The sequence below is a fragment of the Stenotrophomonas sp. SI-NJAU-1 genome (genome assembly GCF_020883215.1).
GTDB classification, from domain to species: Bacteria; Pseudomonadota; Gammaproteobacteria; order Xanthomonadales; family Xanthomonadaceae; genus Stenotrophomonas; species Stenotrophomonas indicatrix.
On record NZ_CP086598.1, the window covers coordinates 4,280,325 to 4,306,415 of the forward strand.

The following is a 26,091-nucleotide window of genomic DNA, read 5'->3' on the forward strand; positions in this document are numbered from 1 at the left end:
CGGTCAGGCCGGCGGAGCGTCATGCGGTGGCGGCCGGAACAGCGGCGAGATCAGCCACACCAGGCCGATGCCGAACAGCAGAGTGAGCCCGAACGCACGCAGCGCCGGCGTCTGCGAAAGACCCAGCAGGCCGAACGACAGCCAGGTGCTGGCCGCACCCACGCACACCGCCAGCCAGGCGCTGGCATCGCCGCGGTGCTCGATCAGGAAGATGCCGTAGTCGATGCCCATGCCCAGCAGCAGCATCAGTGCCAGCACGTTGAACAGCTGCAGCGGCTGGCCGAACAGGCCGAGCAATCCAAGGGTGAGCGCACCGGCCACCAGGGTCGGTGCGAATACGCGCCAGGCCTGGCGCCGGTAGCGCAGCCACAGGGCGCCGAACACCAGCACGATGCCGACCAGCAGCAGGCCGCCCATCAGCTTGCGGTAGTGGCCCAGCAGCTGCGAGAAATCGGCCGTACGGTCGACCCAGCGCACGCCGTCCAGGCCTTCGGCAGCGCCGCGCAGGGTGGCCAGTGCATCGGCACGCGACAGGTCATCGACCATCACCACGCTGATCATCTGCCCGCCCACGTTGCCGACCCACAGGTGGCGGAACGGCTGCGACGCCGGCGAGGCGAGGAAGGCCTCGGCGCTCAGCGGCGCCGCTGCGAATGCGGGGCGCTGCAGGGGCTCGCCCACCGCTTCGCCCACGGCGGCCAGCACGCCGGGTTCCACTCTGGCGGTCAACGCCGCATCGGCCTGCTGCCGCGCGGGCGATGGCAACCAGTCACTGATTGCGCGGTAACCGCCGATGCGCTTGTCGTGGGTCAGTTCACGCAGGCGCGTGGTCAGCGCTTCTTCGCGCTGCAGCAGTTGTGCGGCATCGCTGCCCTGCACCAGGTAGAACTGCGCCGGGCTGGGCATGCCCAGCAACTGGCTGAGACGGATCTGCTGGGCCATCAGCGCCGGCGGCGACGACTGCAGGCTGCGCAGGTCGTCGTTGCTCTGCAGGCGGGCGATGCCGATGACCGACACCAGCGCGGCCACGCCGAGGAAGATCGCCACCGGGCGACGCCCGTGCAGGCGCGGGAAACGCTCCAGCGTGTTGCCCAGCCACTGCGCGAAGCGGGTGGTACGGATCTCGCCACCGTCCAGCCACGGGAACCAGAAGATCACCGTGAGGAAGGCAGCGGCCAGCCCCACCACCGAGAACAGCGCCATCTGCCGCAGGCCGGGGAACGGCGCCAGGCCCAGCGCCAGGTACGCCAGCGCACTGGTCAGCAGCGCCAGCCACAGGCCCGGCAGCAGATGCCGCAGCAGCTTCCAGCGACGGTCGGCCGGCTCGGCCTGGCGCGAAGCGAACCAGTGGATGCCGTAGTCCTCGGCCACGCCAACCAGCGAGGCACCGAACACCAGGGTCAGCACATGCACCTTGTCGAACACCAGCACGGTCACCGCCAGCGCCACGCCACAACCGATCAGCAGCGAGGCGGCAACCAGCAGGATCGGCCGCAGCGAGCGGAACGCCAGCCACACCAGCAGCAGCACCGCCGCCAGCGAGCCCCAGCCGATGGTGTTGATCTCCTGGTTGGCCTGCACGGCAGCCGCTTCGGCATGCAACGGCACGCCGGCATGCAGGATCTCCAGATCCGGCGCAGCGGCCTTGGCCGCCTGTCCGGCGCGTTCGAGCAGGCCATCGAGATGACGCTCGCCATCGAGCCTGAAGGCCGAGCCCGGCGTATCGAACTGCAGCGCCGCCCAGTGCTTGCCTTCGGCCTCGAGCAGGCCGTCATCGCCCAGGCGCAGGCCGGAGCCCTGGGCCTGCTGCTGCCACCACTGCGGCCACAGCGACAGCGGATCCTGCCGCCACTCGGTCAACCGCGGCGCGCCCATCGGGCCGTACAGCGCGCCGAGTGCCTGTTCGGCCAACGCACCGGCTTCGGCCTGCTGCAACTGCTCGCGCTGGGCCGGGGTCAGCAAGCGATCGCGGTACGGTGCGTAGAACGCACGCGCTTCATCGAACCAGCCTTCGATCGAACCACTGGGCACCAGCAGCGCGCTGTCGGCATCACTGGCCATCGCCGCGGCGAACGCGGCCTGCGCGCGCTTGGCAGCGGCACCGTCGGTACTGCCGAGCAGCACCACCACCTGCCGCGAGCTGCCATCGGCAATGCGCCTGGTGACGTCGCTGAGCAGGCGGTCGTGCGCGTCCTGCGGCAGCAGGGCGAGGATGTCGGTGTCGATCCGCGACTCCTGGCTCCACAGGCGCCACTGCTGCGCACCCAGCACCAGCAACAGCAGCAGCCAGGCGATACCCAGCCAGTGCCACCAGCGGCGCAGGCGATCCGGTGCGGCGCTGTCACTCAAAGCGGCGCGCCTCGTCGGCGTTCAACGTGGCCGGCGCTTCGCTCAGCGCAGTGAACTGGATGCGGGTGCGATCCTGGTTGGCTTCGATGATCTCGACCTGGCGCACGTAACGGTCGCCCTGCAACGTCAGCGACTGGAAGGCCTTGGCCAGCATCGCCGACTTCGGCGTCAGCTTCAGGCGCCAGCCCTGCCCTTCACGGGTGGCCTCGACGTTGAACTGGCTGGACAGTGCCTGCACGTCACCGCTCATCAACGCGAACATGATCGCGTTGACCGAGCGCATCGCCGGCTGCTGGCGCGCGTCCAGTTCGACGCGGGTGCTGCCATCGCGCTGGCGGCTGAGGATGCGGTCGGCAGTGACCACCACCTCCGACGGGAACGGCTTGAGCGTGGACCAGATCACGCCGTGCTTGCGCGCGACCACGAACTGGCCCTGCGAACGCAGCGGGTTCTTGAAGCCGCTGACCTGCTTTTCCTGGGTGAACTGACCGCGCAGCACGTCCGGTCGGGCGACTGCCTGGGTGATGGCATCGACGGCGGCATCGGCCGCCTGCACCAGCGGTGCGGCCACCAGCAGCAGCGCGCACAGCAGCACGCGCGTAAGACGAAGGGATCGGTTCACGGGGCAGGCACTCCAAGACGCTGCCACAGCACCGGCGGGCACTGGTACAGCATTTCCTTGCTGGCCGCGTCGACCGCGACCTGGATGGTCATTGCGCGGGTCAGCACCTGGCCGCTTTCCGCATCGAGGATCTCGTATTCGATCTTCAGCCGGTTCTCCCACTCGACGATGCGCGAGCGCACGCGCAGCGCCTGGCCGAACAGCAGCGGCCGCACGTACTTCACCCGCGCATCGACCACCGGCCACAGGTAGCCCGATTCGAGCATCTGCGGATAGTCGTAGTCGTAGCGCTTCAGCAACGCGCAGCGCGCGATCTCGAAGTACTTGAAGTAGTTGCCATGCCAGACCACGTTCATCGGATCGCAGTCATGGAAAGCGGGGGCCAGCTCGACCTCGCCGACCAGTTCGTTGCCTTCATTCACCGACATACAGCTCCCAGCGTTGCGCGCGGATCTCCACCAGCAGTTCCCGCAGTTCGCGATCCAGCGCGCGGTCTTCTTCGACCAGGGCGATGCGCTGCCCCAGGTCGGCGTACATGTCGGCCAGACTGCCATGCAGCTGCGCGTTCATGCCAACCCGTTCGCGCAGCGCCAGGCCCTGGCGGGCAGCGATCAGCATGGCCGCCACTACCTGTTCAGTCAGTTCGATCACGCGCAGGCAGTCGCGCGCGGCGATGGTGCCCATGCTGACCTTGTCCTGGTTGTGGCATTCGGTGGACCGCGAGAACACCGAGGCCGGCATGGTCTGCTTCAGGGCCTCGGCCGTCCACGCCGAAACGCTGATCTGCAGCGCCTTCAGGCCATGGTTGATCGCCGCGCGCGGGCCGGTGGCCGCCGACAGGTTGGCCGGCAGGCCGTGGTTGTAGCGGGCGTCGACCACCAGCGCCAGCTGCCGGTCGAGCAGGTCGGCGATGTTGGCAACCGTATTCTTCAGCGTGTCCATCGCCAGCGCGATGTGCCCGCCGTAGAAGTGGCCACCGTGCAGGATGCGCTCGCCGTCGGCGTCGATCAGCGGGTTGTCGTTGGCGCTGTTCAGTTCGGTTTCGATCAGCTGGCGCAGGAACGGCAGGGTGTCTTCCAGCACGCCGATCACGTGCGGCGCGCAGCGCAGCGAGTAGCGGTCCTGCAGGCGCTGCTCGTTGCGCGGCGGGCGCTCGCTGTGCAGGTCGCTGCGCAGGCGTGCGGCAATGCGCGACTGCCCCGGGTGCGGCTTGGCGGCGAACAGGGTTTCATCGAAATGGTGCGCGTTGCCATCGCTGGACAGCACGTTGAACGCGGTCAGGCGCGTGGCCATGCGTGCCAGGTAATCGGCGCGCTGCCAGGCCAGGCAGGCCAGGCCGGTCATCACCGCCGTGCCGTTCATGATCGCCAGGCCCTCCTTCGGCCGCAGCTTCAGCGGCGTCATACCGATCTTCGCCAGCACGTCGGCAGCCGGCTGCACGCGGCCGTCGTGCAGCACCTCGCGTTCGCCACACAGCACGGCCGCCACGTACGACAGCGGGGTCAGGTCGCCACTGGCGCCCACCGAGCCTTCGGCCGGAATCAACGGCAGCACATCGTGCTGCAGCAGCGTGGCCAGGCCTTCCAGCAACGGCACGCTGACGCCGGACATGCCGCGCACCAGCGAGGCCAGGCGCGCGGCCAGCACGGCGCGGGTCTCGGCCGGGTCCAGGTAACGGCCCAGGCCGCAGCCATGGTAGGTGTACAGATGGTGCGGCAGCTCGGCGACCAGTGCCGGCGGAATGTTCACCGTGCACGAATCGCCGTAGCCGGTGGTCACGCCATAGATGACGCCATCCTCGCGCAGCAGGCGGTCGAGGAAGTCGGCACCACGCTGGATATGTGCGCGGAACGCCGGCACATCGCTCAGCGCGGCCTCGCACTTGCGCTGGGCCAGGGCGACCACGTCTTCGATGGTCAGCGGTGCATCGCCGAAACGGCACACGGGTACGGCGTCAATCGTCATGAGGAGCCTGATCCCAGAAGGGGAAGAAATTGAACCAGTCCAGCGGGGACTGGATGACCTGGAGTTCCAGCCAGCGCGCGAAGCGCTGCGCCTGTTCGGCCAGTGCGGCATCGCGTGAACCGCGCGGCAGCACCACGCGGTCGGCGAACTGTTCGAATGCCACCCGATAGCCGTCGCCCTGGTGCAGGCACGACATCGTGTAGACCGGGCAGCCGAGCGCGGCCGCCAGCACGTAGGCGCCGATCGGGAACGGCGCGCGGTGGCCGAGGAAATCAGCCATCACGCTGCGCCCGCCCTGCACCGGCACGCGGTCGCCAACGATGGCGACGAAGCCCCCCGAGGCGACCTTGTCGGCCAGCATCATCGCCGTGGCCGGGCCCATCTCGGTGACCTGCACCAGCTCCACCGCGGCCAGCGGGTCCAGCCGCTGCAAGAGCCGGTTGAAGCGCTGCGCGTGCGCGGTATGCACCAGCACGGTGATGCGGAAGCCCGGCACCTGCTCGGCCAGCACCTGGCACAGTTCCAGGCAGCCGATGTGTGCGGTCAGGATGAGGCCGCCTTCGCGGCGCGCGATCCTGCCCAGCACCAGGTCACGCTGCAGGCGGATGCGCTCGGGCGGATAGCGGCCGCCGAGGCCGAGAATCTTGTCCAGCATCGTGTCGGCGAAGCTGAAGAAGTGGCGCAGGCTGTCGCGCCGGGTGGGCGCATGGCCCAGCGCACCGGCATGGGCCTGCAGCCGCTGCAGGTACTGCATCGAGGCCTGGCGACCAACGCGGTTGCCCAGCCAGTGGCAGGCCACGACCGGGCACACGCAGAGGTGGAACGGCCAGCGCCCGAACCAGCGGTGCACCCAGCACAGGAACAGCACGCCGGCCACCGACGTGGACTCGCCGATGTCGGCCCAGTGCGGGGCGTCGTGCGCGTGGCTCATCTCAGCCCTGCCCCTGCAGGCGGCGCCACAGCAGGCGCGGCGCGCGCCAGAGCATGCCGAAGAACAGCCGGGTATGCATGCGGCTGATGCGCACGTTGTCGCGCCACACATCGAAATGCGAAACGCCGTCCGCGGGATAGGTCACCCGCGTAGCCAGGTGGTCGACCGGTACCTGCTGCCAGTACAGGCGCACCATCACTTCGGTGTCGAAATCCATGCGCCGGCCGATGGTTTCCTCGCCGACCAGGCGCAGCACCGGCGGCAGCGGATACACCCGGAATCCACACATGGTGTCGCGCAAGTGCAGCGACAGCGTGTTGATCCACACCCAGATGTGGGTGGCGTAGCGACCATACAGGCGCGCCTTCGGCACACTGGCATCGTAGGCGGGAATGCCGCAGATCACGGCATCCGGCCGCGCGCGGGCGGCGTCGATGAAGCGCGGCAGGTCGCCGGTGTCGTGCTGGCCGTCGGCATCGATCTGCAGCACATGGGTATACCCACGTCGCTGCGCTTCGGCGAAACCGGCCAGCATCGCACCGCCCTTGCCCTGGTTCGTGTCCAGCCGCAGCAGGTCGACCCCCGCTCGCTGTGCCAGTTCCCGCAGCACCAGCGCGCAGGACGGCTGCGAGCCGTCGTCGACCAGCAGGCAGGGCAGCCCCGCTGCCTGCACGCCATCGACGACCGCGCCGATGGCGTGTTCGTGGTCGTACACGGGAATGACCACCAGCGGCGCGAACGCGCCGCCAGCGATGACCGGCTCAGTGCGCATCGGCGAAGACCACCCTGCCGCTGGCGTGCACGCCATGCACGGAGGTGTAGCGGAACGTGAGCACGCCGCGCCCGGTGTCCCACTCCAGGTGCAGGGTCAGCTCGTCGCCGGGTCGGGCCACGTGCTGGAACTTCACTGCATCCATGCGCTGGAAACCAACGGGCAGCACGAAGGCCTGTCGGCCGAAGCGCACCGCCCAGTCCAGCTGGGCCACGCCAGGCAGGATCGCCGCCTGCGGGAAATGGCCCTGGAATGCGCGCAGCGCGGGGTCCAGCGTCATCCGCAGGGTGGCCGCCGCCTCGTCGCGACAGTCCCAGACCGGCACCGGCATCATCGGCTGGAACAACGCCACCAGTGCGGCCTGGGTAACCTTGCCCTGGGCATTGATCGGCAGCGATTCGACCAGGCGCCAGCGCCGCGGCCGGGTGACCGCATCGTGGCCCTGCGCCAACCACGCACCGAGCCGCTGTCCCAGCGCACGCCGTGCGCCGTCACCGGCACGTGCCAACGCCGGATCGGCCGGCACCACCACGGCCGCCAGCTGCTCGCGCTGGCCCTGCAGCACCAGCACGCGCACGTCCTCGACTTCTGGATCCTCGCGCAGCGCGCGCTCCAGTGCATCCAGCGAAACGCGGCGTTCTTCGATCTTGACGATGCGGTCGGCACGGCCCAGCAGGCGGAAACGGCCATCGGCCAATGCTTCCACGCGATCCTGGGTGCGCCACCAGTCCAACGTCTCCAGGTGCGGCGAGGCCACCGCCAGGCAGTCCTCCTCGATCCGCCACTGCACGCCCGGCAACGGCTGCCACGGCGGTGCATCGGTGTCCCAGCGGCGCCAGGCGATGCCACCGGTTTCACTGCTGCCGTAAACCTCGGTGGGCGCCACGCCCAACCACTGGCGGACCTGGCGCGCGGCGTCCTCGGGTAGCGGGCCGCCGGAGGAGAACACCGCACGCAGGCGGCCGTGCAGGCTGGCCCAGTCGAGCTGCTCGGGCAGGCGCTTGAGATGGGCCGGGGTCGCCACCAGCACCGTATCGGTACCGGCCAGCGCGCCCACCAGGTCTTCGTGGAAGAAGCGCCGGGGCTGGATCGCACGGCCGGCAGCCAGCGGCCACAACACGCGGAACAGCAGGCCGTAGATATGCTGGTGGGACACGGTGCCATGCACCTGGGTACCGTCGAGCTGGGCGCCGAAGGCGGCCTGCAGCGCATCGACTTCGCGTGCCAGCTGGTCCAGCCGCTTGCTGATCGCGCTGGGCTGGCCGGTGCTGCCGGAGGTGAACACGCACAGTTCGCAGGCGCGCTCGTCCAACGGCAGCAGCGCCACGTCGGCGGCGGCGCTGTCGGTGGCCTGCAACGGCTGGTAATCCGCCGACAGGTCACCTGCGAAGCCACTCACCTGCGGCTGCAGCGCCTGCAATGTCGCGGGCAGGTTGTCGGCGGCCAGGAACACCCGCTTGCCGGCATGCCAGGCACCGAACAACGCCGCAGCGAAGGCCACGGTGTCATCGAAGTAGAGCGCCCAGTCACGACCTTCGGCAGCGCTGAAAGCGTCATGCCAGGCCAGTACGCGCAGGCGGAAGGCGACATGGTCGAGGGCAGTGCCATCGCAGATACCGATGTCACGGCCGGGCTGCGCCGCGATCAGCAGCCGGTCCAGGGCGATCCAGTCAGCCATGCGCGTGCGCTGCCTTGACCCGACGCCGTACCAGCCATTCGCCGCCGAACAACAATCCCATCATCACGTACGCCAACAATCCGTTGTAGAGCATCCAGACCCGGTCCGACGCATACAGCGCGGTGAGCAGGGCGAGACCACCATTGAGAACGAAAAAGCCGCACCACACCTGGGTGACGCGGCGGGTATAGGCCACCGCGAACGGTGGCAGGTCCGGCTCCTGCAGGCGCGCCAGGCGTTCCACCAGCGGCGGACCGAAGCGCAGGCTGGTGGCGAACACCGTCAGCATCACCACGTTCACCAGCGCCGGGTACAGCTTCAGCGGCAGGGCCTGGTTGAGCACGGTGGCCAGCCCGGCCAGCAGGCCCGCGCCGGCCGCGGCAGCCCACCACAGGGGCTGGCGGCTGCTCAGCGCGCGCAGCAGGGCCAGCGCGAACAGCAGCAGCGACAGCCAGCGCGGCTCGAAGCGGCCCATCGCCACGTAGACCAGCACCGGATAGGCAAGCGAAATCGCTGCCACCACGACCATGCGTGCCCGTGCCATGGTCGCGGCGTCCGTGCTGCTGTCAGGCAGCGGCCTGACCGGGCAGCAGGCCATGCACGACATCAACGATGTCCTGCACGGTGCGCACGGCCTTGAACGCTTCAGGCTGCAGGTTGCGGCCGAGCAGCGGCTTGAGCTGCACGATCAGGTCCACGGCATCGATGCTGTCGATGTCCAGGTCGTCGTACAGGCGCGATTCCGGGCTGATCCGCGCCGGCTCGATCTCGAAGCTGTCGGTCAGGATGCGGACGATGCGCTCGAACAGTTCATTCTTGGTCATGGCAGTTCCTGGCGCCTTACGACTGGCGGGCGGCGACGAACTCGCCGAGCGCGCGCACGCTGGAGAAATGGCGACGGGTTTCTTCCGAGTCGGCCGAGAGGCTGACACCGTACTTCTTCTGCAGCGCCAGGCCCAGTTCCAGCGCATCGATCGAGTCCAGGCCGAGGCCTTCCACGAACAGCGGCGCGGTCGGATCGATGTCCTCCGGGGTGATGTCCTCCAGTGAAAGCGAGGAAATGATCAATTCCTTGATCTCGTGCTCAAGTGCTTGCACGGGTCGGATCTCCAGACAGGTCGAAATAACGAGTGAGGTGGTCGGTGACGCGACGGGCCGCCAGGGCATCCCCCCTCGGCGAGTCATCTTCGGCCAGGAACGGCGCGATCGGGATATCTTCGCCGATCTGCAGCTGAACGTGAAAACGACGTGAGGGCACACGATACCACTTCTGGCCCTTGGTCAACGTCGGCGGGGTGCAGGTGATGCGCACCGGGGTGATGTCCAGGCGCCCGCGCACGGCGATGTTGGCCGCGCCGCGCTGCAGCCGCAGCGGCTGTCCCGGCACGCTGCGGGTGCCTTCCGGGAAGATCACCAGGGTGCCGCCGGCATGCACGGCGGCCGCGCAGTCATCGACCAGCCCAGCGCCGTCGTCATTGGAGATGTAACCGGCGGCACGTACCGGCCCGCGCATGAAAGGGTTGCAGGCCACGGCGCGCTTGACCACGCAGTCGGCGTTGGGCAGCAGGGCGATCAGGCAGACCACGTCGATCAGGGTCGGGTGGTTGGCCAGCACCAGCAGGCCGTCGCGCTGCAGGCGTTCGCGCCCGTCGACCTGCAGGGTCATCACCCCCAGCCGGCACATCAGCCACACGTGGCTGGCGAAGGCGCGCTGGACCAGCCGGCGGGCCCGGCGGCGACGCGCCACCGGATCACGCATCAACAGCAGCACCGGCATCACCAGCACGCCCAGCAGCAAGCCACCAATACCGAACGCGGCGAAGCTCAGGCCGGTGCCGAACACCCGCCAGGCATGGTCAAGGCGGCGCAGCGCCTCAGCCACGGCGGCGCCAGGACCAGCGCTGGCCTTGGCTCACATGCTGCAGCGCCGGGTCCCCGGCCAGCAGGAAGCGGTGCAGGTCCAGCGCATGCGGCAACAGGCCCGGGGCGGTCGGATCGGCGTCGCCGGCGACCTGCCAGGACAGCGAAAGATCGGTGCCACCGGCAGTACCGGCGGCTGCCAGGCGCCAGCACCAGGCGAAGAACGGGTCGGGTTCGTCGGCGAATTCAGCGTAAACGTCAGGCAACGGCGACTCATAGATCACGATCCGGACTTCACTGGCACCATCACCGAGCAGGCCGACGGCCTCCAGGCAGGCTGCTTCCACCGTCGACTGGCCAGCGGACAGCGCCAGGTAGTTGCCACGGTGGCCGCGGGCGATCGAATACAGCGCGGCGATCGCGTTGTGCACCGACAGGCCGAATCCGGTGGGCGACAGCGGCTGATCGGCCGCCAGCGAGCCCAGCAGGTCCATCGAACGGGCGACGTCGCCATGGCGGCTGGCAAACACCAGCGGCACCTGGCTGTCAGCGCCCTGCCCGTCCTCGCACCAGCACGCGGCCTGGATCGCCATGCGCCCCAGCCGTTCGATGCGGCGGCGCTGCATGGCCGGAATCTCGGCCAGGGCCGGCGTGTCCTCGCCCTGCGGCAGGAACGGCGCTCCGGCCCAGCCGATCCATTGGCTACGCTCGGTCAGGCCAGGCGCCCAGGCGGCCCAGTCGACAACGGAAAATTCGATCATTACCGGTGATGTTTCAATGGGCGAACGAGAGTCTCGAGCCATTACGGCGACACGCGGCTGCCCCCCATTCCTGCAGCCATGCATCCGTCCAGGACGTCGCCGGCTGCCCCCCTGGCTGCCGGAAAGGAGCGCACGCTAGCACGTCCGACACAGGGATGACATGTTTCACAAAGCACAACGGGGAGCGGTCAGCGACCGCCCCCCGCTTGGACCGATCCAGCGAGCCGGGTCAGTGGTAGCCGGCGTCGGCACGCACCTTGCCGCGGAACACCCGGTAGGACCACGCCGTGTAGCCGAGGATCACCGGCAGCAGCACCACCAGCCCCACCAGGGTGAAGCCCAGTGACGAGGCCGGCGCGGCGGCCTGCCACAGGGTCATCGACGGCGGCAGCAGGTACGGCCACATGCCCAGCACCAGGCCGGCGAAGCCGAGCACGAACAAGGCCAGGCTGAGCAGGAACGGCGGCAGGTCGCGACGCGGATGGGTGGCACTGCGCCACAGCGCGATGGCCACCGCCAAGGTCAGCAGCGGTACCGGCGACAACCACCAGAAGTTGCCGTCGCTGAACCAACGGTCCATCAGCCGCGACTGCAGGAACGGCAGCCAGCTGCTGACCAGGCCCATGGCCGCGATCACCGCCACCACCAGCGGGCGGGTCATCTGCCGGGCCAGCGCCTGCACGCGGCCTTCGGTCTTCAGGATCAGCCAGGTACTGCCCAGCAGTGCGTAACCGGCTACCAGCGCGGCACCGGTCAGCATCGCGAACGGGCTGAACCAGCCGAACGCGCCGCCCTGGTACACGCCATCGACCAGCGGCAGGCCCTGCACCAGCGTGCCGAGGATCACGCCCTGGGCAAACGTGGCCAGCAGCGAACCGAGGCCGAACGCCACGCTCCACAGCCGGCGCGATCGATGCGCCTTGAAGCGGAACTCGAACGCCACGCCGCGGAACACCAGCGCCACCACCAGCAGCAGCACCGGCAGGTACAGCGCCGACAACAACACCGCATAGGCCTTCGGGAACGCCGCCAGCAGGCCGGCGCCACCCAGCACCAGCCAGGTCTCGTTGCCGTCCCAGATCGGCGCGGCCGTGTTCATCATCAGGTCCAGCTGTTCCTCGTCCTCGGCGAACGGGGCGAGGATGCCGATGCCGAGCACGAAACCGTCCAGCACCACGTACATCAGCACGCCGAAACCGATCACCGCGAACCATGCCACTGGCAGCCAGGTCATCAGGTCCATGTCAGCGCTCCTCCAGCGGTTCGTCGGCGGCCGACAGCGGCCGCGCCGGGGTGTGGCTGCCATGGTCCAGCGACGGGCCTTCGTCGTACGGCTGCGGGCCATGGCGCAGGATCTTCACCAGGTACCAGATGCCCCAGCCGAACACGAAGGCATAGCCGATCACATAGACACCCAGCGACAGCGCGGTCATCCATGCACTCTGCGGGCCAACGGCATCGGCGGTGCGCAGCACGCCATAGACCACCCACGGCTGCCGCCCCATCTCGGTGACGAACCAGCCCGACAGCAGCGCGATGAAGCCACTGGGCAGCATCCAGTTCCAGCCACGCAGCAGCCACGGCGAGGCCAGCAGCTTCCTGCGCCACAGCTGGAAGGCCGAGATCCAGGCCAGCACCAGCATCAGCGTGCCCAGCCCGACCATGATGCGGAAGGCGAAGAACACCGGCGTTACCGGCGGCCGGTCGCTGGCCGGCACCGACGTCAGCGGATTGAACGTACCGTCCAGGCTGTGGGTAAGGATCACGCTGCCGAGCTTGGGAATGGCCACCTCGAAGTCGTTGCGCTCCTCCTTCTCGTTGGGCAGCGCGAACACCACCAGCGGCACGCCCTCGCCCTCCTTGGTCTCATGCCAGTGCGCTTCCATCGCTGCGATCTTCATCGGCTGGTGCTTGAGCGTGTTCAGGCCATGCATGTCGCCGACGAAGATCTGCACCGGCACGGTCAGCGCCGCGAACGCCACCGCCGCGATCAGCATGCGCCGCCCCGCTTCCACGTGCGTTCCCCTGCGCAGATACCACGCGCCCACCCCACCAATCACGAAACAGGTGGTGATGAACGAACCCAGCGCCATGTGCGCCAGCCGGTACGGGAAGGACGGGTTGAACACCACCTGCCACCAGTCGACGGGGTGCACGATGCCGTTGACCATCTCGTAGCCGGCCGGCGTATGCAGCCAGCTGTTGGACGAGAGGATCCAGAAGGTAGAGAACAGCGTGCCCAGCGCCACCATGCAGGTGGACAGGAAATGCAGCCGCGGCGACACCCGGCCCCAGCCGAACATCATCACGCCGAGGAAGCTGGCTTCCAGGAAGAACGCGGTCAGCACTTCGTAGGTCAGCAGCGGTCCGATGACCGTACCGGCCACTTCGCTCAGCCGCGGCCAGTTGGTGCCGAACTGGAAGGCCATGACGATGCCGCTGACCACGCCCATGCCGAAGGACACCGCGAAGATCTTCTGCCAGAAGAAATACAGCTCGCGCCACACGGGCAATTTCGTGCGCAGCCAGCGCCATTCGATGAAGGCCAGCCAGCTGGCCGTACCGATGGTGAAGGCCGGGAACAGCACGTGGAAACTGATGACGAATCCGAACTGGATCCGGGACAACAACAACGCGTCCAAGGGACGCCTCCTGCCAGGTGCCGGTGGGATACCAGACCACTTTAGGGGGATATCGTTAAGCCGGGATGCGACCGGGTGACGCGCTGCTTCACTTTGTCGCAGGCGCCGGTGAAGACCCGGCGCAGGAAGTACCGGGCCAAGCCCGACGAGCGCACTGTTCGACCACTAGTGCCGCCCTTCCGCGCAGCAGGTTGAGCGCTGCGCAAAGCGCCTGGCTGCTGAGCTGTGCCGGATGCGCCCCTCTCGGCTAGTCTTCCGCGAGGCGAAAGGCCCCAGCCATCCGATCTTGCTCGCGCGCTGGAAGCCCCAGCTCTCTGGCCAGCGTTCGCCACTGACGGACTATCCCCTGGAATTCATCAATGATGTCGTCGGCCTCATCCAGACTCAATCGGTAATACGCAGCGACTTCGCGAGCAAGCTCCAGATCCAGGGCGTTGTCCGCTTCAGTGATGTTGAGCTTCAGGCCGTCAGCAAGGGGCACCGGGTTCATGTCATAGGCCTCCGACAGGCGCCAACCCGACCCGGGCACCAGGATGAAGCCATGATTTCTCAGGTGGTCATCCGTGTTCGAGACGAGAATGTTGAAGACGATTCTCGACCATAGTTCACGAAGATCGGTATTGGTTTGCGAACCATGCCTGATGAGCACCTCGGCCAGCTCCAGGTAGCTGACACCCGTCGAGGCATCATCGCCATCGACGTGACCAGTCATCGTCATGGCTGAGGAAAAGTGCAGACGTTTTCCATCATCGGTGCGATCAAACCGTCGAACCATGAAGCAGTGGTGGTCACTGGCAAATTTCCGTGCCTCGGCAACAGCAACGTTCAGGCCGCAACCAACAGCCAAGGCGTTGGCGACCATTTCCCAGCCTCCGACGTCGTATTCATCACGCGAGCTCGGGAACTTGGCGATGTACAGATGTCCCTGTTCATCAGTCACGCTCGCCTTGGGCCTGGCACCGCCAAGTGAGCCACCGGGAGCGATAAGCATCCTCAGCCACTGCTGGCCCTGCTGGGAGACGTTGTCTGGATCTTCTTCCAGCGCCCGGCTTGCTCGTTCCAACGCCCGAATCCCGGCAAAGGGCGGGGCGGCCAGCCCAACGGAGTCATCGAGAAATTCCCCTTGATCGTCCCGCTTGTAGCGCAATGCACCCACGCGATAGAGGTCGTGTACGCCCAGCAGGTAGTCGGTCTCGTACAGCCGTGTGCCGGCAGGCTGGGCGCCCACGCGGATATCACGTTCGAGCCGACGTTTCATCAGCAGACGGCCCCATCGATCAGGGCTGGAATCGGAAAACACGCCGAACCTGTCTTGCGGTGCGGACGGATACTGTGGACCTCCGAAGAGAAGGATCTTCGGGTCGAGTACCAGCTGCCCAAGGACGGGGTCCGCCAGCGCCGCAGGGTCGTACTGGAATTCAAATGTTTCTTGCGCGCGCGTCCTGCGCGAGTTCAGAAAGCCCAAGCGCTTGGGTTGCTGCAGGCCTTCCCAATCCGCATAAACGGCGATCATCGTCATTCCTTCTTGCCCTTGTCGCGTTTCCTGGCAGAAGGCTTCAAGAGCGAGACCAGGCTTGCCGACGTGGTTGCAGAGGGCCTGGCAGATGCGTTTTCTGGATCGACGCAGCTGTCATCGCGCAGTTCGTTGCCTCCACTGGCCATTGCCTGTCCGCCAGCCGTCTTCCTGCTGGCCTTGGGCAGAGCCTGTTTCAGAACGCCGGCCCCGACAAGGCGTGAGTCCTGAATCCGGCGACCAAGCTCATCCTCGGCCGCCAGCAGAGCAAGGTCTCGTTCAATACCAAGCACCTGCATCACTGAAAGATAGGCGCCCATGGTGACTCCCGATCCACCGGATTCCAGAGAGCGCAGTGTCATTGGCGACATTCCGGAGCGTTCTGCCACCTGCTTGGCCGTGAGCCTGCGCCGTAGACGCGCAAGCTTGAGCCGCGCCCCGAATTCGGCGAGCAGCTTCTCTGTCCCAGGCAGGAGGGGGGCGGTCTTCTTTGCCATAGCGCCAATATTTCTTCTTTTTCACACAGAAAGAGCAAAAATATTATCTCTTTTGGCTCCACAAGTCAGTAAAGCGCCAAAAAATACTTCATCGCCCTCATAAATGCCAATATTCCACTTATTTATTACAGAAAAAGAAAGAATATTAGCACTTTCGATATCGGCGAAAGCATGGTCATGCGACCCGAGAGGCCCCCGTCCAGGGGCACTTGCCAGCGCCGAGGCACGCCTGGCGATCCGCTCAATGCCAGAAATACCAGACACCTCCGGCCACAAGCGCCCCCAGCAACACGATCTGCACCACCGCATAGCCCACGCTGCTGTCGCGCGACTCGGACGCAATCCGCTTCTGCAGCGCTTCGCTCACATCCGGCATCTCGTCCTGCCGTGCCTGTTCATGCAACGCCTGCGAGAGCGCACGCTCGTCGGGTTCGCGGGAATCGGTTGGTCGGCTCACAACAGTTCTCCGGCGGTGGCGTGCTTCACCAGCTCCTGTTTCAGGACCTGGCGCGCACGGTGCAGGTGGCTCTTGATGGTACCCCGGGCCAGCCCGGTCACCTGCTCGATCTCGGCCAGATCGAAATCCTCCAGGTAGTGCAGGCCGACGATCAGGCGCTGCGGCGCACTCAACCGCTCCAGCGCTGCTCCCAGGTGGCTGCCAGCCTGCAATGCCTCGCTGAGTTCGGAAGGGCCCGGACCCTCGTCACCGGCCCCCAACTTCTCCGGCGCTTCCACCGCCACCATCCACTGCGCTTCCAGTCGCCGCCGCCGCAGGTGCTGCAGCGCGGTGGTGTAGGCCACGCGCGAAATCCAGGTCCGCAACGAAGATTCAAAACGGAACCGGTGCAGCTGGCGGAACACGGCCAGGAAGGTTTCCTGCAGCAGGTCGGCCACCTGGTCGCGGTCGCCGACCATGCGCCCGATCACATGCGCGCAGGTGCGCTGATGGGTTTCCACCAACTGCGCGAAGGCCGCTTGCGAGCCGTCGATGATCGCGCCCACCAGGGCGCGGTCGTCCGACCACGCAGAGGGCTCCTCCACGGGGACATTGCGCCGCCGCCCCCGCAGTGCAGCCAGCGCTCCCCCAGAAGGCTCATGCGGGGGCTCCCCTGTACCCGCAGCACGCGCCGGCTCAGCCCTTGCGCGTGGCGGGGCGGGTGAAGTGCCAAGCCAGCAGCTGGCCCAGCCCTGCGCTGCCGACCAGCGCGGCGGCGGCACCGAAGGTGAGGTCGCGTGCACCGATGGCTTCCAGCAGCGCCATGGCCAGCGCCAGGCAGACCAGGCTGATGCCCCAGCGCAGGGCGCCCTGGCGGCGGCGTTCCTCCTCCAGCACCGCCAGCGAGCGGATGACTTCCTCCGGCACGTGCGGCGCCACCAGCTTGCTGCGCGCACGCGCATCGGCGATGGCATGGATCGCATAGGCGATGCAGATGAAAAGGGTGATCGGGATGAGTTCCTGCATGGTCGTGCTCCTGTCCGGTGGATGATGCGGGTTCAGGAGATTGGATGCGCAACCCTGCCGACCGGTTGCACCGCTTTGCCGATTCCGCTGCCATGACCTGTGGCCCCTGCCCGGGGCCGGGACGGCTGCTACGCTTGCCCGGTTTCCTCTTCTGGTGCCGTCCGCCCATGTCCCGAGTGCTGCCCCTGTCCCTCCTGCTGTCTGCCGTGCTGGCCGCTCCGGCCGCGCAGGCTGCGCCGACACCGATCACCATCGAACAGGCCATGGCCGACCCGGACTGGATCGGTCCGCCGGTGGAGAAGGCCTGGTGGTCGTGGAACAGCCAGCAGGTGGAGTACCAGCTCAAGCGCAACGGCAGCCCGGTGCGCGACACCTTCCGCCAGCCGATCGCCGGTGGCGTGGCCGCGCAGGTGGCCGATGACCAGCGCGGCAGCCTGGACGTGGCCGATCCGGTGTACGACCGCAGCCGCACGCGCAGCGCGTTCGTGCGCAACGGCGACGTGTTCGTGCGCGACCTGCGCAGCGGCGCACTGACCCAGCTGACCCGCAGCAACGAGCGCGCCAGCGGCGTGAACTTCGCCGCCGACAATGGCGTGATCTGGCGCGTGGGCCAGAACTGGTTCCACTGGACCGCCGCCAGCGGCGTGCAGCAGGTGGCCAGCCTGAAGGCCGAAAAGGATCCCAGCACGCCGCCGAAGGCCGACGTGCTGCGCGACCAGCAGCTGCGCACGCTGGAAACCCTGCGCCGCGACCGCGAACAGCGCGAGGCGCTGAAGGACCAGGACCAGCGCTGGCGCCAGGCCGACCCGACCCGCGCACCGGGTCCGGTGTTCCTGGGTGCCGACGTGGAGATCGTCGACAGCGTGCTGTCGCCGGACCTGGGCCACCTGATCGTGACCACCAAGCCGAAGGACTTCGATGACGGCCGCGGCGGCAAGATGCCGCTGTACGTGACCGAGTCGGGCTATGAGGAAACCGAGGACACCCGTCAGCGCGTCGGCCGCAACGGCTTCGAGCCGCACACCCTGTGGTTCGTGGATGTACGCAGCGGCAAGGCCGAGAAGCTGTCGCTGTCCAGCCTGCCGGGCATCGGCACCGATCCGCTGGCCGAGCTGCGCCGCAAGGCCGGCAAGGACGCGCTGAAGGGCGACCGCAGCGTGCAGGTGATGAGCGACTTCATGGGCGGTGGCATCCGCTGGAGCGCTGACGGCCAGCAGGCCGCGGTGATGCTGCGCGCCAACGACAACAAGGACCGCTGGATCGTCAGCGTTGCTGCCGCCGACGGCCGCGTGCAGAACCGCCACCGGTTGACCGACAACGCTTGGATCAACTGGGGCTTCAACGATTTCGGCTGGATGGCCGATGGCCGCACGCTGTGGCTGCTGTCCGAGGAATCCGGCTTCTCGCACCTGTACACCCAGGCCGGTGGCGGCAAGCCGCAGGCGCTGACCAGCGGCAAGTGGGAAACCTCGGCGCCGGTGCTGTCGGCCGACGGCAAGGGCTTCTACTTCCTGTGCAACCAGCAGGCCCCGCATGACTACGAAGTCTGCGCGGTCGATACCGCTGCCCGGCAGGTGCGCGAGCTGACCAGCCTCAATGGCGTGGAAGATTTCTCGCTGTCGCCGGACGGCCAGCAGCTGCTGGTGCGCTATTCCGGCGCCTACCTGCCGGCGCAGCTGGCGGTGATGCCGAGTACCGGCACTGGCCAGGCGCGCGTGCTGACCGATACCCGTACCGCCGAGTACAAGGCGCGCCAGTGGATCCAGCCGAAGCTGGTGGCGGTGCCGTCCAGGCATGGCGCCGGCGTGGTCTGGGCCAAGTACTACGCGCCGGAAAACAAGGAACCCGGCAAGAAGTACCCGATCGTGATGTTCGTGCACGGCGCCGGCTACCTGCAGAACGTGCACCAGCGCTACCCGGCCTATTTCCGCGAGCAGATGTTCCACAACCTGCTGGTGCAGAAGGGTTACATCGTGCTGGACATGGACTACCGCGGCAGCGAGGGCTATGGCCGCAACTGGCGCACGGCGATCTACCGCAACATGGGCCACCCGGAGCTGGAAGACTACAAGGACGGCCTGGACTGGCTGGTCGACACCCAGCAGGGTGACCGTGACCACGCCGGCATCTACGGCGGCTCCTACGGCGGCTTCATGACCTTCATGGCCCTGTTCCGCTCGCCGGGCACGTTCAAGGCCGGCGCCGCGCTGCGCCCGGTGGTCGACTGGCACCAGTACAACCACGGCTACACCAGCAACATCCTCAACACCCCGGACATCGATCCGGAGGCGTACCGCGTGTCCTCGCCGATCGAGTACGCACAGAACCTGCAGGACAACCTGCTGATCGCCCACGGCATGATGGACGACAACGTGTTCTTCCAGGATTCGGTGAACCTGACCCAGCGCCTGATCGAGCTGCACAAGGACAACTGGTCGATCGCGCCGTACCCGCTGGAGCGCCATGGCTACGTGCGTGCCGATTCCTGGCTGGACCAGTACAAGCGCATCCTCAAGCTGTTCGAGCAGAACCTGAAGTGAGTGCTGCCGCGGCCACGATCCACATCGTGGCCGCGGTCATCCTCGATGACCGTGGCCGGGCACTGGTGGTGCGCAAGCACGGTGCCAGCCGCTTCATCCAGCCGGGCGGCAAGCCCGACCCGGGCGAGGCACCCCTGCAGGCACTGGCACGCGAGCTGGACGAGGAACTGGGCGTACGGCTGCACACCGCTTCGGCCATCGCACTCGGCAGTTTCGAGGACTGGGCGGTGAACGAGCCCGGCCATCGCGTGCAGGCGCAGGTCTGGTGGGTGTGGACCGAAGGTGAGCCGTGCGCGCATGCGGAGATCGCCGAACTGGCCTGGGTGCCGCTGCAGCCGCCGCACGGCCGGCCCTTGGCACCCTTGAGTGAACACCATATCCTGCCGGCGGTCGCTGCCCTGGCGACGGCCCGCTGACCCGGCGGGCATCGCTCACCCGGACAACGGATGTCAGCCTCGATTCCCTCGATTCCAGCACCTGCCCCACCGCCACCCAGCAACTGGGTCGGCGCAGTGGCGCAGGGCTCGTTCTGGCTGAGCCTGCTGGTCACCGTCTACTTCCTCGCGCAGGCGCTGGTCGCTGCGGTACTGGCCCGCACCGGATTCTGGACCACGCTGGTGACACTGGCATGGGAACAGCAGCTCGACGGCAGCCTGTGGTGGATGCTCAAACACCCGGCGGCCACCTCGCTGCTGGTTGCCCTGCTCTGCCTGGTCTCGACCCTGGCCAGCTGGGGCCTGTGGCGCGGGCGGCGATGGGGCTTGTGGGCCTATGTGTGGATGCTGGGCCTGAGCGCGCTGGCCAACTTCGTGATCGCCTGGTGGATGGACCGCCTGCTGCTGGTGTTGATCGCGCTGCTTGCCAGCGACCCCACGGCGCAGCATGAGCTGCAGGTGCAGCGTGTGCTGTTCACCCTGACACTGGTCGGTACCTCGGTGCTGTTCGCGGGGCTGCAGGGCTGGCTCGGCTGGCGCCTGCTGCGGCCGGACATCCGCGCGCGCTTCCGCTGAGTCGCCTCCACTCCCGCACGACAAGGATCGTCGCATGCGCTTGTTGAACTTCCTGCCCACCTTGTTCCTGCTCATCGCACTGCCCGCCGGTGCCGATGCGCTGCGGTGTGGCAAATACCGCAGTGCCGATGGCGGCATCGCGCTCGTGTTCACCACCCCCAGCACCGGCTACCGCCACAACGACATCAGTGAGCCGGAGCCGCTGTGGATCGATCGCAGTGCGGCACAGACCCGCATGGTCATGCTCGACGATGGCGTGGCGCAGCCGATCCGGATCAGTGCCGATGGGCAGCGCATCGAGGACGACGTCGTCGTGGTCTACACACTGCGCCAGCCCCGCGCCTGCGCCATCGAACCCAGCGCGATGGACGGCAGCTGCCGCGCCGCCGGCAGTCACTGCATCGCGCAGCTGCCCACCGCCTCGCCCGGCCAGGCACAGCGCGCGTGCAACGAAGGCGTTGGCGCGGGCTGCTCGGCGGTGCTGCAACAGCTGCGTGATGCAGTGACTGCGGTGGGAAGCGACGACATCGGCCCCGCGCGCTTCGAGCGCCCGCCCGTCTGCCGCGAACACACGCCCGGACATGACCCACGGGCCTGCGAGGTGCTGACCGACGATGCGCTGGCTGAAGCCATGCAGCGGGTAGGTGAACGCCTGCAACAGGAAGACGAAGATACGTTGGATTCGCGCCTTACGGCCGCTGCACGCGATCATCTGCAGCAGCTGTGCCTGCAGCACCGCAGTGGCCGCTTCTGCGTCGAAGTGGCCGAACAACAGTTGATCGCCCTGCAACCTGCGCTGGCGGTGCAGGCCCTGCAGGTGGTCTGCGATGCAGGGCGCGTCAGCGCCTGCGAACGTACCGCACCATTGCGTGAACTCGGTGCCGATCTACGCCTGGTGCCGCTCCTGCAGGTGCCGTGCGGCCGCTATCAAGCCGATGGTGGCGTGATCGAGACGCTCGACTTCGGCGATGGCACACGCGCCCGCTTGCGGGAAGGCGCCATCCACCTGCAGCAGGACGGTGAAACCCTTGTGCTGCGCCAGCTCGGCAACGGCGACCTGCTTGGCATGGACGTGCAGACCGGCTACCAGCGTTACCAGCCGGTGCCCGGCACGGCACAATGCACGCCCCCGCGCGAGGGCCGTGGTTCGCCCTAGCGCCTGGAGTTTCCCGTTCGATCGTCAAGGAGACGACATGCCTTCACCCGCACCACACCGCCGCTGGCTGGCCTGGGCGTTGCTGCTGGCCACGCCGATGGCTGCTGCACAATCGCCACAATGTGGCCTGTTCAAGGCCGATGAAGGAAGCAGCACGCTGCATATCAGCTCACCCAATCGCGGCGAGCAGAAGCATTTCGGCAGCGCGCCGTCTCCGGTCGCCTTCCAGCAGATCGACGGAAAGCTGCAGCTGGTGAGCTTGGAATACGGCCTGCCCAGCGCGCTGCAGGTGCGCGATCGTGGCCGCACCGTCGAAGTGGATGGCACGGTCTACACCCTGCAGACGCCGGCACAGTGCGCTGCGGCAGCCACACCTGCCGCTGGCAGCTGCCTGGCCGATGCGGCGGCGTGCCTGGACAATCGCACCATCGCACCGCTTTCCGTTCTTGAATCGGCCTGCCAGGAAGGCGTGCCGGGCATGTGCCTGCAGTTGGCTGATCGTTGGCACGGTGAGGCCAAACCTGCGGTCGACGCCGATCCTGCCGTGCAGAAGGCCGCGCTCGACGCGGCCCTGTCCGGCATTACGCTCCCTGCCGCCTGCCACGACGGCGGCTTCGAGCAGGGAACCCCGGCCTGTGCCGCAGCCCTGGAGGCCGCCCCTGCGGTGCAGGAGCAGCTGGTCAAGGCAGCGATGACCGCAGCCATGACCGAAGCAGTGGTGACGATGGCGGCGCCGACGGCGCCGGTGATCGTGCCGGCTGAGCGCCGCCAACAGCTGCTGCAGCTGTGCCGGAAGGTACCGCACGGCGGCTTCTGTACCCGCGTGGCTGAGCTCTCCTGGGAAGCGGGAGATCCCCTGCAGGCGGTGCAGGCACTGGCTGCGGCCTGCACACCCGGCAATGAAACCACTGCGTGCGAGCGCCTGCCTGCGCTGCAGGCGGTGGGCGCATCGCTGCGACCGCAGCCCGCAACGGCCCTGCCCTGTGGCAACTACCGGTCCGACGGCGGCCTGATGGACACGCTGGATTTCGGTGACGCCGGTCTGGTCGGTATTGGCTGGAGCAGCCAGCTGCGTGCGCGTGTCGAGAGCGGCGACATCCGTATCCGCCATGACAAGGGCGGTGACTTCGTGCTGCGTCCGCTGCCTGGCGGCCAATTGCTGGGCCTGGACAGCTGGACCCGCTTCCAGGTGTTTGCCCCCACGGGTGAGGGCGCAACCGGCTGCAGCGCACCGAAGCAGTACACGGTGCTGCCGCTGCCACAGGATTGCCCGCTGGCACTGGCCGATGGCGGTGGTGCCGAGGCCTGCTGCGCACAAGGCAAGCTGCAGGGCTGCAACATCCTCGGCAACCGCCTTGCGCTGGCCGGGAACTGGCTGCAGGCCGCCGAACACTACACCACGGTCTGCCGCGCCGGTGTCCGCGAGGGGTGCGAGAACCTGGTCACCGCGCAGGGCAACGGTGCCGGTGTGGACGCACGTGCAACCCTGGAACAGCTGTGCAAGGCCGACCGCAACGGCCTCCACGTGGCCTGCGACGTGCTCGAAACACAGAACTGGAAGCTGATCGTTCTGGGGGGCGCCCTGCAGAAGGCGGCCGATGAGGCGGCAGTGGACGACACCCCGGCGCCACGCAGTTCCAACCGCAAGCGCTGAGTCCGCCAGGGCCTGCCCGTAGCTTCGGGCAGGCCCTGCGGTAAAGTACGCGCCATGAACGAATTCGAGCGCGTTCGCGCCTATCTCACCGACCTGCAGGATCGCATCTGTGCGGCAATCGAGTCCGTCGATGGCCGCGCACGCTTCCAGGAAGACCTGTGGCAGCGCGCCGAGGGCGGCGGTGGCCGCACCCGTGTGCTGCGCGATGGCGCAGTGTTCGAGCAGGCCGGCATCGGTTTTTCCGATGTGGCGGGCAGTCGCCTGCCGCCCTCGGCCTCGGCCAACCGGCCAGAACTGGCCGGCGCCTCGTGGCGTGCCACCGGGGTGTCGCTGGTGTTCCACCCGCTCAATCCCTACGTGCCGACCACCCATGCCAACGTGCGCTTCTTCCAGGCGCAGCGCGATGGCGAAGTGGTGGCCCGCTGGTTCGGTGGTGGCTTCGACCTGACCCCGTTCTACCCGTTCGACGAGGACGTGCTGCACTGGCATCGGGTGGCGCGCGATCTGTGCGCGCCGTTCGGTGAAGAACGCTACGCCGCGCACAAACGCTGGTGCGATGAGTATTTCTTCCTGCGCCATCGCAACGAAACACGCGGCGTGGGCGGTCTGTTCTTCGACGATCTGCACGGCGATTTCGAGCGTGACTTCGCCTACCTGCGCGCGGTCGGCGATGGTTTCCTCGATGCGTATCTGCCGATCGTGCAGCAGCGCAAGGACACGCCCTACGGCGAACGCGAACGCGAGTTCCAGCTTTACCGCCGTGGCCGCTACGTAGAGTTCAACCTGGTCTACGACCGCGGCACGCTGTTCGGCCTGCAGAGCGGCGGCCGCAGCGAGAGCATCCTGATGAGCCTGCCCCCGCGCGTGCGCTGGGAGTACGGTTTTACCCCGGAAGACGGCAGCGCCGAAGCGCGCCTGGCCGATTACCTGGTGCCACGCGACTGGCTGTAGGCGCTTCCGGTACCGGGCGCTGCACGCGTTGCCGCTGCGCAATCCCTGCGGTTGTGCGGACCGCCGCCCGCGCGGCGGTGGCCCGGCTGCGGCGTGCTCTGCGGCGGTGTGTTCCGCTTCATTCCCCCTCTTGTCTTGAATCAAGGAAGACCGTGATGCCCGTTGTTGTTTCCCCACGCCGCCGGATGAGTACCTGGCGCACCATGCTGCTGCTCGCGCTGGCCGTACCCAGCCTGCCGGTGGCCGCGCAGTCGATGGCCTGCGGCACCTACCTGCAGGACGGTGGCAACGCCAGCCTGACCATCGAAAGCGAAGCCCACGGCTTCCTTTCGGGCCCCTACCAGGCCACGGAACGGCTGCGGCTGGTACGCCAGGACAACCTGCTGGGCACTGGCAACCTGTCCACCGGCCGCTTGGAGAACTGGGAGTTCAGCGACAACGACCGCACGGTCACCGGCGGATACCACACGTTCCACCTGAAAGCAGCGGCCGCCTGCAAGCCGGTACCGGAGATGGTCGAAGGCAGCTGCATGGCCGACACCAGCGCCTGCCTGGAGGCACTGCCCGAGGCCGCGCCCACGCAGCTGCACGCCTGGTGCAGCGAGGGCGTGGAGGCGGCCTGCACCCAACTGCAGGAGACCTACCAGCGCCAGGCCGAGGAGGCGCAGCCGCAGCGTGCCCGGGCCGAGCCGCAGATGCCGCCCTACTGCCGCGATGACGCATCGCCCGAGGAGGGGGAAGCCTGCATGGCCGTCATGAAGGCCATGGCCGGCGAGCTGATGGGCAGGGCGGTGATGGGCCTGGAGCAGACCCTGGACGCACCGCTGCCAGCAGCGCAGCTGGATGAACTGGCGGCGCTGTGCGCGCAGCAGCAGGGCGAGTCGTTCTGCAGCAACGTGGCCGAGGCGCTGTGGAACGGCGGACGCCTGCAGCAGGCGCAGCAGGCCCTGCACCGCTCGTGCGCGCAGCGCGAGGGCACCTACGCCTGCGGCCCGGCCAAGGGCCTGGCGATGCTGACCCCGCTGGCGCCGTCGGCGCTGACCCCGGTCGCAGCTACCGCGCTTCCCTGCGGCCGCTTCGAGGCCGAGCTTGGCCTGCTGTCGTCGCTGCGGTTCCTGGATGCCGGCCTGGTCGAAGTGGAGGGTGTCGGCACCCGCCTGCGCGCACGCGTGCAGGACGGCAGGATCCTGATCCGTCGTGACGTCGGCAGCGATTTCGTACTGCAGCCACTGAGCAACGGAACCCTGGCCGGGATGGACAAGGACAACCGCTACGGCTACTACCAGCGCATGGACAAGTCCGCGACGAGCTGCCAGCCGCCGCCGGCATTCGTGGAGATCCCGCAGCCGCTGGACTGCCCGACCTTGGCCCGCAAGGGCGGCGCCGCGTCATGCTGCAACGACGGCAAGCTGCTTGGTTGCAAGGTCGCGGGTGAGGAACTGCACAGCGCGGAGAAGTGGGCGCAGGCCCAGCCCTATTTCATCAAGCTGTGCAGCGCCGGCGTGCGCGATGGCTGCCTGGGGCTCGCCGCAGGCTATGCACACACCGCCGACCCCAAGGTACCGCAGACGATGGCGGCGATCTGCGCCAAGGACGGCAAGGGCACCCATGTAGCCTGCGATGTGGACGCGACGCGTGACTGGGCAGGCATGAAGGCGCAGGCGGCCGAACAGTAAACCGTGTCGGCGTGGGTCGCAGGAGTACTGCCTCCGGCCACGCTGTGGCGCG

The 26,091-nt window shown here is 67.6% G+C and carries 27 protein-coding genes; 7 read left to right on the forward strand and 20 right to left on the reverse strand.

Annotation, left to right across the window (positions count from 1 at the left end; translation table 11 throughout):
• Positions 1 to 3: 3 nt before the first annotated feature.
• The 20 genes from LMF57_RS19460 to LMF57_RS19555 form a co-directional block, all read right to left on the reverse strand.
• On the reverse strand, positions 4 to 2,349 hold the full coding sequence (locus LMF57_RS19460; RefSeq protein WP_208081454.1) for an MMPL family transporter: 2,346 nt from the start codon (positions 2,347 to 2,349) through the stop codon (positions 4 to 6).
• On the reverse strand, positions 2,342 to 2,971 hold the full coding sequence (locus LMF57_RS19465; protein WP_049466720.1) for an outer membrane lipoprotein carrier protein LolA: 630 nt from the start codon (positions 2,969 to 2,971) through the stop codon (positions 2,342 to 2,344). The genes LMF57_RS19460 and LMF57_RS19465 overlap by 8 nt, the downstream gene beginning before the upstream one ends.
• Positions 2,968 to 3,399, reverse strand: a complete 432-nt coding sequence (locus LMF57_RS19470; protein ID WP_025878003.1) for an acyl-CoA thioesterase — start codon at positions 3,397 to 3,399, stop codon at positions 2,968 to 2,970. The genes LMF57_RS19465 and LMF57_RS19470 overlap by 4 nt, the downstream gene beginning before the upstream one ends.
• Complete coding sequence (locus tag LMF57_RS19475; protein WP_025878005.1) at positions 3,386 to 4,936, reverse strand: aromatic amino acid ammonia-lyase; 1,551 nt, start codon at positions 4,934 to 4,936, stop codon at positions 3,386 to 3,388. The genes LMF57_RS19470 and LMF57_RS19475 overlap by 14 nt, the downstream gene beginning before the upstream one ends.
• On the reverse strand, positions 4,926 to 5,867 hold the full coding sequence (locus LMF57_RS19480; RefSeq protein ID WP_208081455.1) for an acyltransferase: 942 nt from the start codon (positions 5,865 to 5,867) through the stop codon (positions 4,926 to 4,928). Before LMF57_RS19480 ends, LMF57_RS19475 begins: the two co-directional genes overlap by 11 nt.
• A gap of 1 nt (position 5,868) precedes the next feature.
• Positions 5,869 to 6,639, reverse strand: coding sequence for a glycosyltransferase family 2 protein (locus LMF57_RS19485; RefSeq protein WP_229290438.1), 771 nt, complete (start codon positions 6,637 to 6,639; stop codon positions 5,869 to 5,871).
• Positions 6,629 to 8,317: an AMP-binding protein gene (locus LMF57_RS19490; RefSeq protein WP_208081457.1), complete on the reverse strand. Its 1,689-nt coding sequence runs from the start codon at positions 8,315 to 8,317 to the stop codon at positions 6,629 to 6,631. The genes LMF57_RS19485 and LMF57_RS19490 overlap by 11 nt, the downstream gene beginning before the upstream one ends.
• Positions 8,310 to 8,861 carry a hypothetical protein gene (locus LMF57_RS19495; protein ID WP_208081458.1) on the reverse strand — a complete coding sequence of 184 codons (552 nt, stop codon included), beginning with the start codon at positions 8,859 to 8,861 and terminating at the stop codon, positions 8,310 to 8,312. Before LMF57_RS19495 ends, LMF57_RS19490 begins: the two co-directional genes overlap by 8 nt.
• Positions 8,862 to 8,883: 22 nt before the next feature.
• The gene (locus LMF57_RS19500; RefSeq protein ID WP_025878014.1) at positions 8,884 to 9,141 is read right to left on the reverse strand and encodes an acyl carrier protein; all 258 of its coding nucleotides are present in this window, start codon (positions 9,139 to 9,141) and stop codon (positions 8,884 to 8,886) included.
• Between the two features lie 16 nt (positions 9,142 to 9,157).
• Complete coding sequence (locus LMF57_RS19505; protein ID WP_005411610.1) at positions 9,158 to 9,415, reverse strand: phosphopantetheine-binding protein; 258 nt, start codon at positions 9,413 to 9,415, stop codon at positions 9,158 to 9,160.
• On the reverse strand, positions 9,402 to 10,199 hold the full coding sequence (locus LMF57_RS19510; RefSeq protein WP_117311730.1) for a lysophospholipid acyltransferase family protein: 798 nt from the start codon (positions 10,197 to 10,199) through the stop codon (positions 9,402 to 9,404). Before LMF57_RS19510 ends, LMF57_RS19505 begins: the two co-directional genes overlap by 14 nt.
• Complete coding sequence (locus LMF57_RS19515) at positions 10,192 to 10,938, reverse strand: beta-ketoacyl synthase chain length factor (protein ID WP_117311731.1); 747 nt, start codon at positions 10,936 to 10,938, stop codon at positions 10,192 to 10,194. The genes LMF57_RS19510 and LMF57_RS19515 overlap by 8 nt, the downstream gene beginning before the upstream one ends.
• A 229-nt stretch (positions 10,939 to 11,167) precedes the next feature.
• A complete protein-coding gene (gene cydB, locus LMF57_RS19520) occupies positions 11,168 to 12,181 on the reverse strand; it encodes a cytochrome d ubiquinol oxidase subunit II (RefSeq protein ID WP_208081459.1) in 1,014 nt (337 codons plus the stop codon).
• A 1-nt stretch (position 12,182) separates the two neighbouring features.
• Positions 12,183 to 13,580 (reverse strand): cytochrome ubiquinol oxidase subunit I, encoded by a 1,398-nt coding sequence (locus LMF57_RS19525; protein WP_208081460.1) that lies wholly within the window; start codon positions 13,578 to 13,580, stop codon positions 12,183 to 12,185.
• A 247-nt stretch (positions 13,581 to 13,827) separates the two neighbouring features.
• Positions 13,828 to 15,093, reverse strand: coding sequence for a HipA domain-containing protein (locus LMF57_RS19530; RefSeq protein WP_229290439.1), 1,266 nt, complete (start codon positions 15,091 to 15,093; stop codon positions 13,828 to 13,830).
• A 2-nt stretch (positions 15,094 to 15,095) separates the two neighbouring features.
• On the reverse strand, positions 15,096 to 15,590 hold the full coding sequence (locus tag LMF57_RS19535; protein WP_117311735.1) for a helix-turn-helix domain-containing protein: 495 nt from the start codon (positions 15,588 to 15,590) through the stop codon (positions 15,096 to 15,098).
• A gap of 21 nt (positions 15,591 to 15,611) precedes the next feature.
• Positions 15,612 to 15,854, reverse strand: coding sequence for a hypothetical protein (locus LMF57_RS19540; protein ID WP_208081462.1), 243 nt, complete (start codon positions 15,852 to 15,854; stop codon positions 15,612 to 15,614).
• Positions 15,832 to 16,047, reverse strand: coding sequence for a hypothetical protein (locus tag LMF57_RS19545; protein WP_208081463.1), 216 nt, complete (start codon positions 16,045 to 16,047; stop codon positions 15,832 to 15,834). The genes LMF57_RS19540 and LMF57_RS19545 overlap by 23 nt, the downstream gene beginning before the upstream one ends.
• A complete protein-coding gene (locus LMF57_RS19550) occupies positions 16,044 to 16,631 on the reverse strand; it encodes a sigma-70 family RNA polymerase sigma factor (RefSeq protein WP_229290440.1) in 588 nt (195 codons plus the stop codon). Before LMF57_RS19550 ends, LMF57_RS19545 begins: the two co-directional genes overlap by 4 nt.
• A 91-nt stretch (positions 16,632 to 16,722) precedes the next feature.
• Positions 16,723 to 17,052 (reverse strand): hypothetical protein, encoded by a 330-nt coding sequence (locus LMF57_RS19555; RefSeq protein WP_025878030.1) that lies wholly within the window; start codon positions 17,050 to 17,052, stop codon positions 16,723 to 16,725.
• A 167-nt stretch (positions 17,053 to 17,219) separates the two neighbouring features.
• On the opposite strand from LMF57_RS19555, the gene LMF57_RS19560 reads away from it, so the two are divergent.
• From LMF57_RS19560 to LMF57_RS19590, 7 genes are all read left to right on the forward strand, one after another.
• Positions 17,220 to 19,592, forward strand: coding sequence for a S9 family peptidase (locus tag LMF57_RS19560; RefSeq protein WP_208081464.1), 2,373 nt, complete (start codon positions 17,220 to 17,222; stop codon positions 19,590 to 19,592).
• Positions 19,589 to 20,008, forward strand: a complete 420-nt coding sequence (locus LMF57_RS19565) for an NUDIX domain-containing protein (protein ID WP_208081465.1) — start codon at positions 19,589 to 19,591, stop codon at positions 20,006 to 20,008. The genes LMF57_RS19560 and LMF57_RS19565 overlap by 4 nt, the downstream gene beginning before the upstream one ends.
• 30 nt (positions 20,009 to 20,038) lie before the next feature.
• Positions 20,039 to 20,602, forward strand: coding sequence for a hypothetical protein (locus LMF57_RS19570; protein WP_117311740.1), 564 nt, complete (start codon positions 20,039 to 20,041; stop codon positions 20,600 to 20,602).
• Between the two features lie 34 nt (positions 20,603 to 20,636).
• Positions 20,637 to 21,758 (forward strand): hypothetical protein, encoded by a 1,122-nt coding sequence (locus tag LMF57_RS19575; RefSeq protein ID WP_208081466.1) that lies wholly within the window; start codon positions 20,637 to 20,639, stop codon positions 21,756 to 21,758.
• A gap of 37 nt (positions 21,759 to 21,795) precedes the next feature.
• The gene (locus LMF57_RS19580; protein ID WP_229290441.1) at positions 21,796 to 23,412 is read left to right on the forward strand and encodes a hypothetical protein; all 1,617 of its coding nucleotides are present in this window, start codon (positions 21,796 to 21,798) and stop codon (positions 23,410 to 23,412) included.
• Between the two features lie 54 nt (positions 23,413 to 23,466).
• Entirely contained in the window at positions 23,467 to 24,363 is an 897-nt protein-coding gene (gene hemF / locus LMF57_RS19585; protein ID WP_229290442.1) for an oxygen-dependent coproporphyrinogen oxidase, read from the forward strand.
• A gap of 155 nt (positions 24,364 to 24,518) precedes the next feature.
• The gene (locus LMF57_RS19590; protein WP_117311744.1) at positions 24,519 to 26,039 is read left to right on the forward strand and encodes a hypothetical protein; all 1,521 of its coding nucleotides are present in this window, start codon (positions 24,519 to 24,521) and stop codon (positions 26,037 to 26,039) included.
• The last annotated feature ends 52 nt before the right edge of the window (positions 26,040 to 26,091 follow it).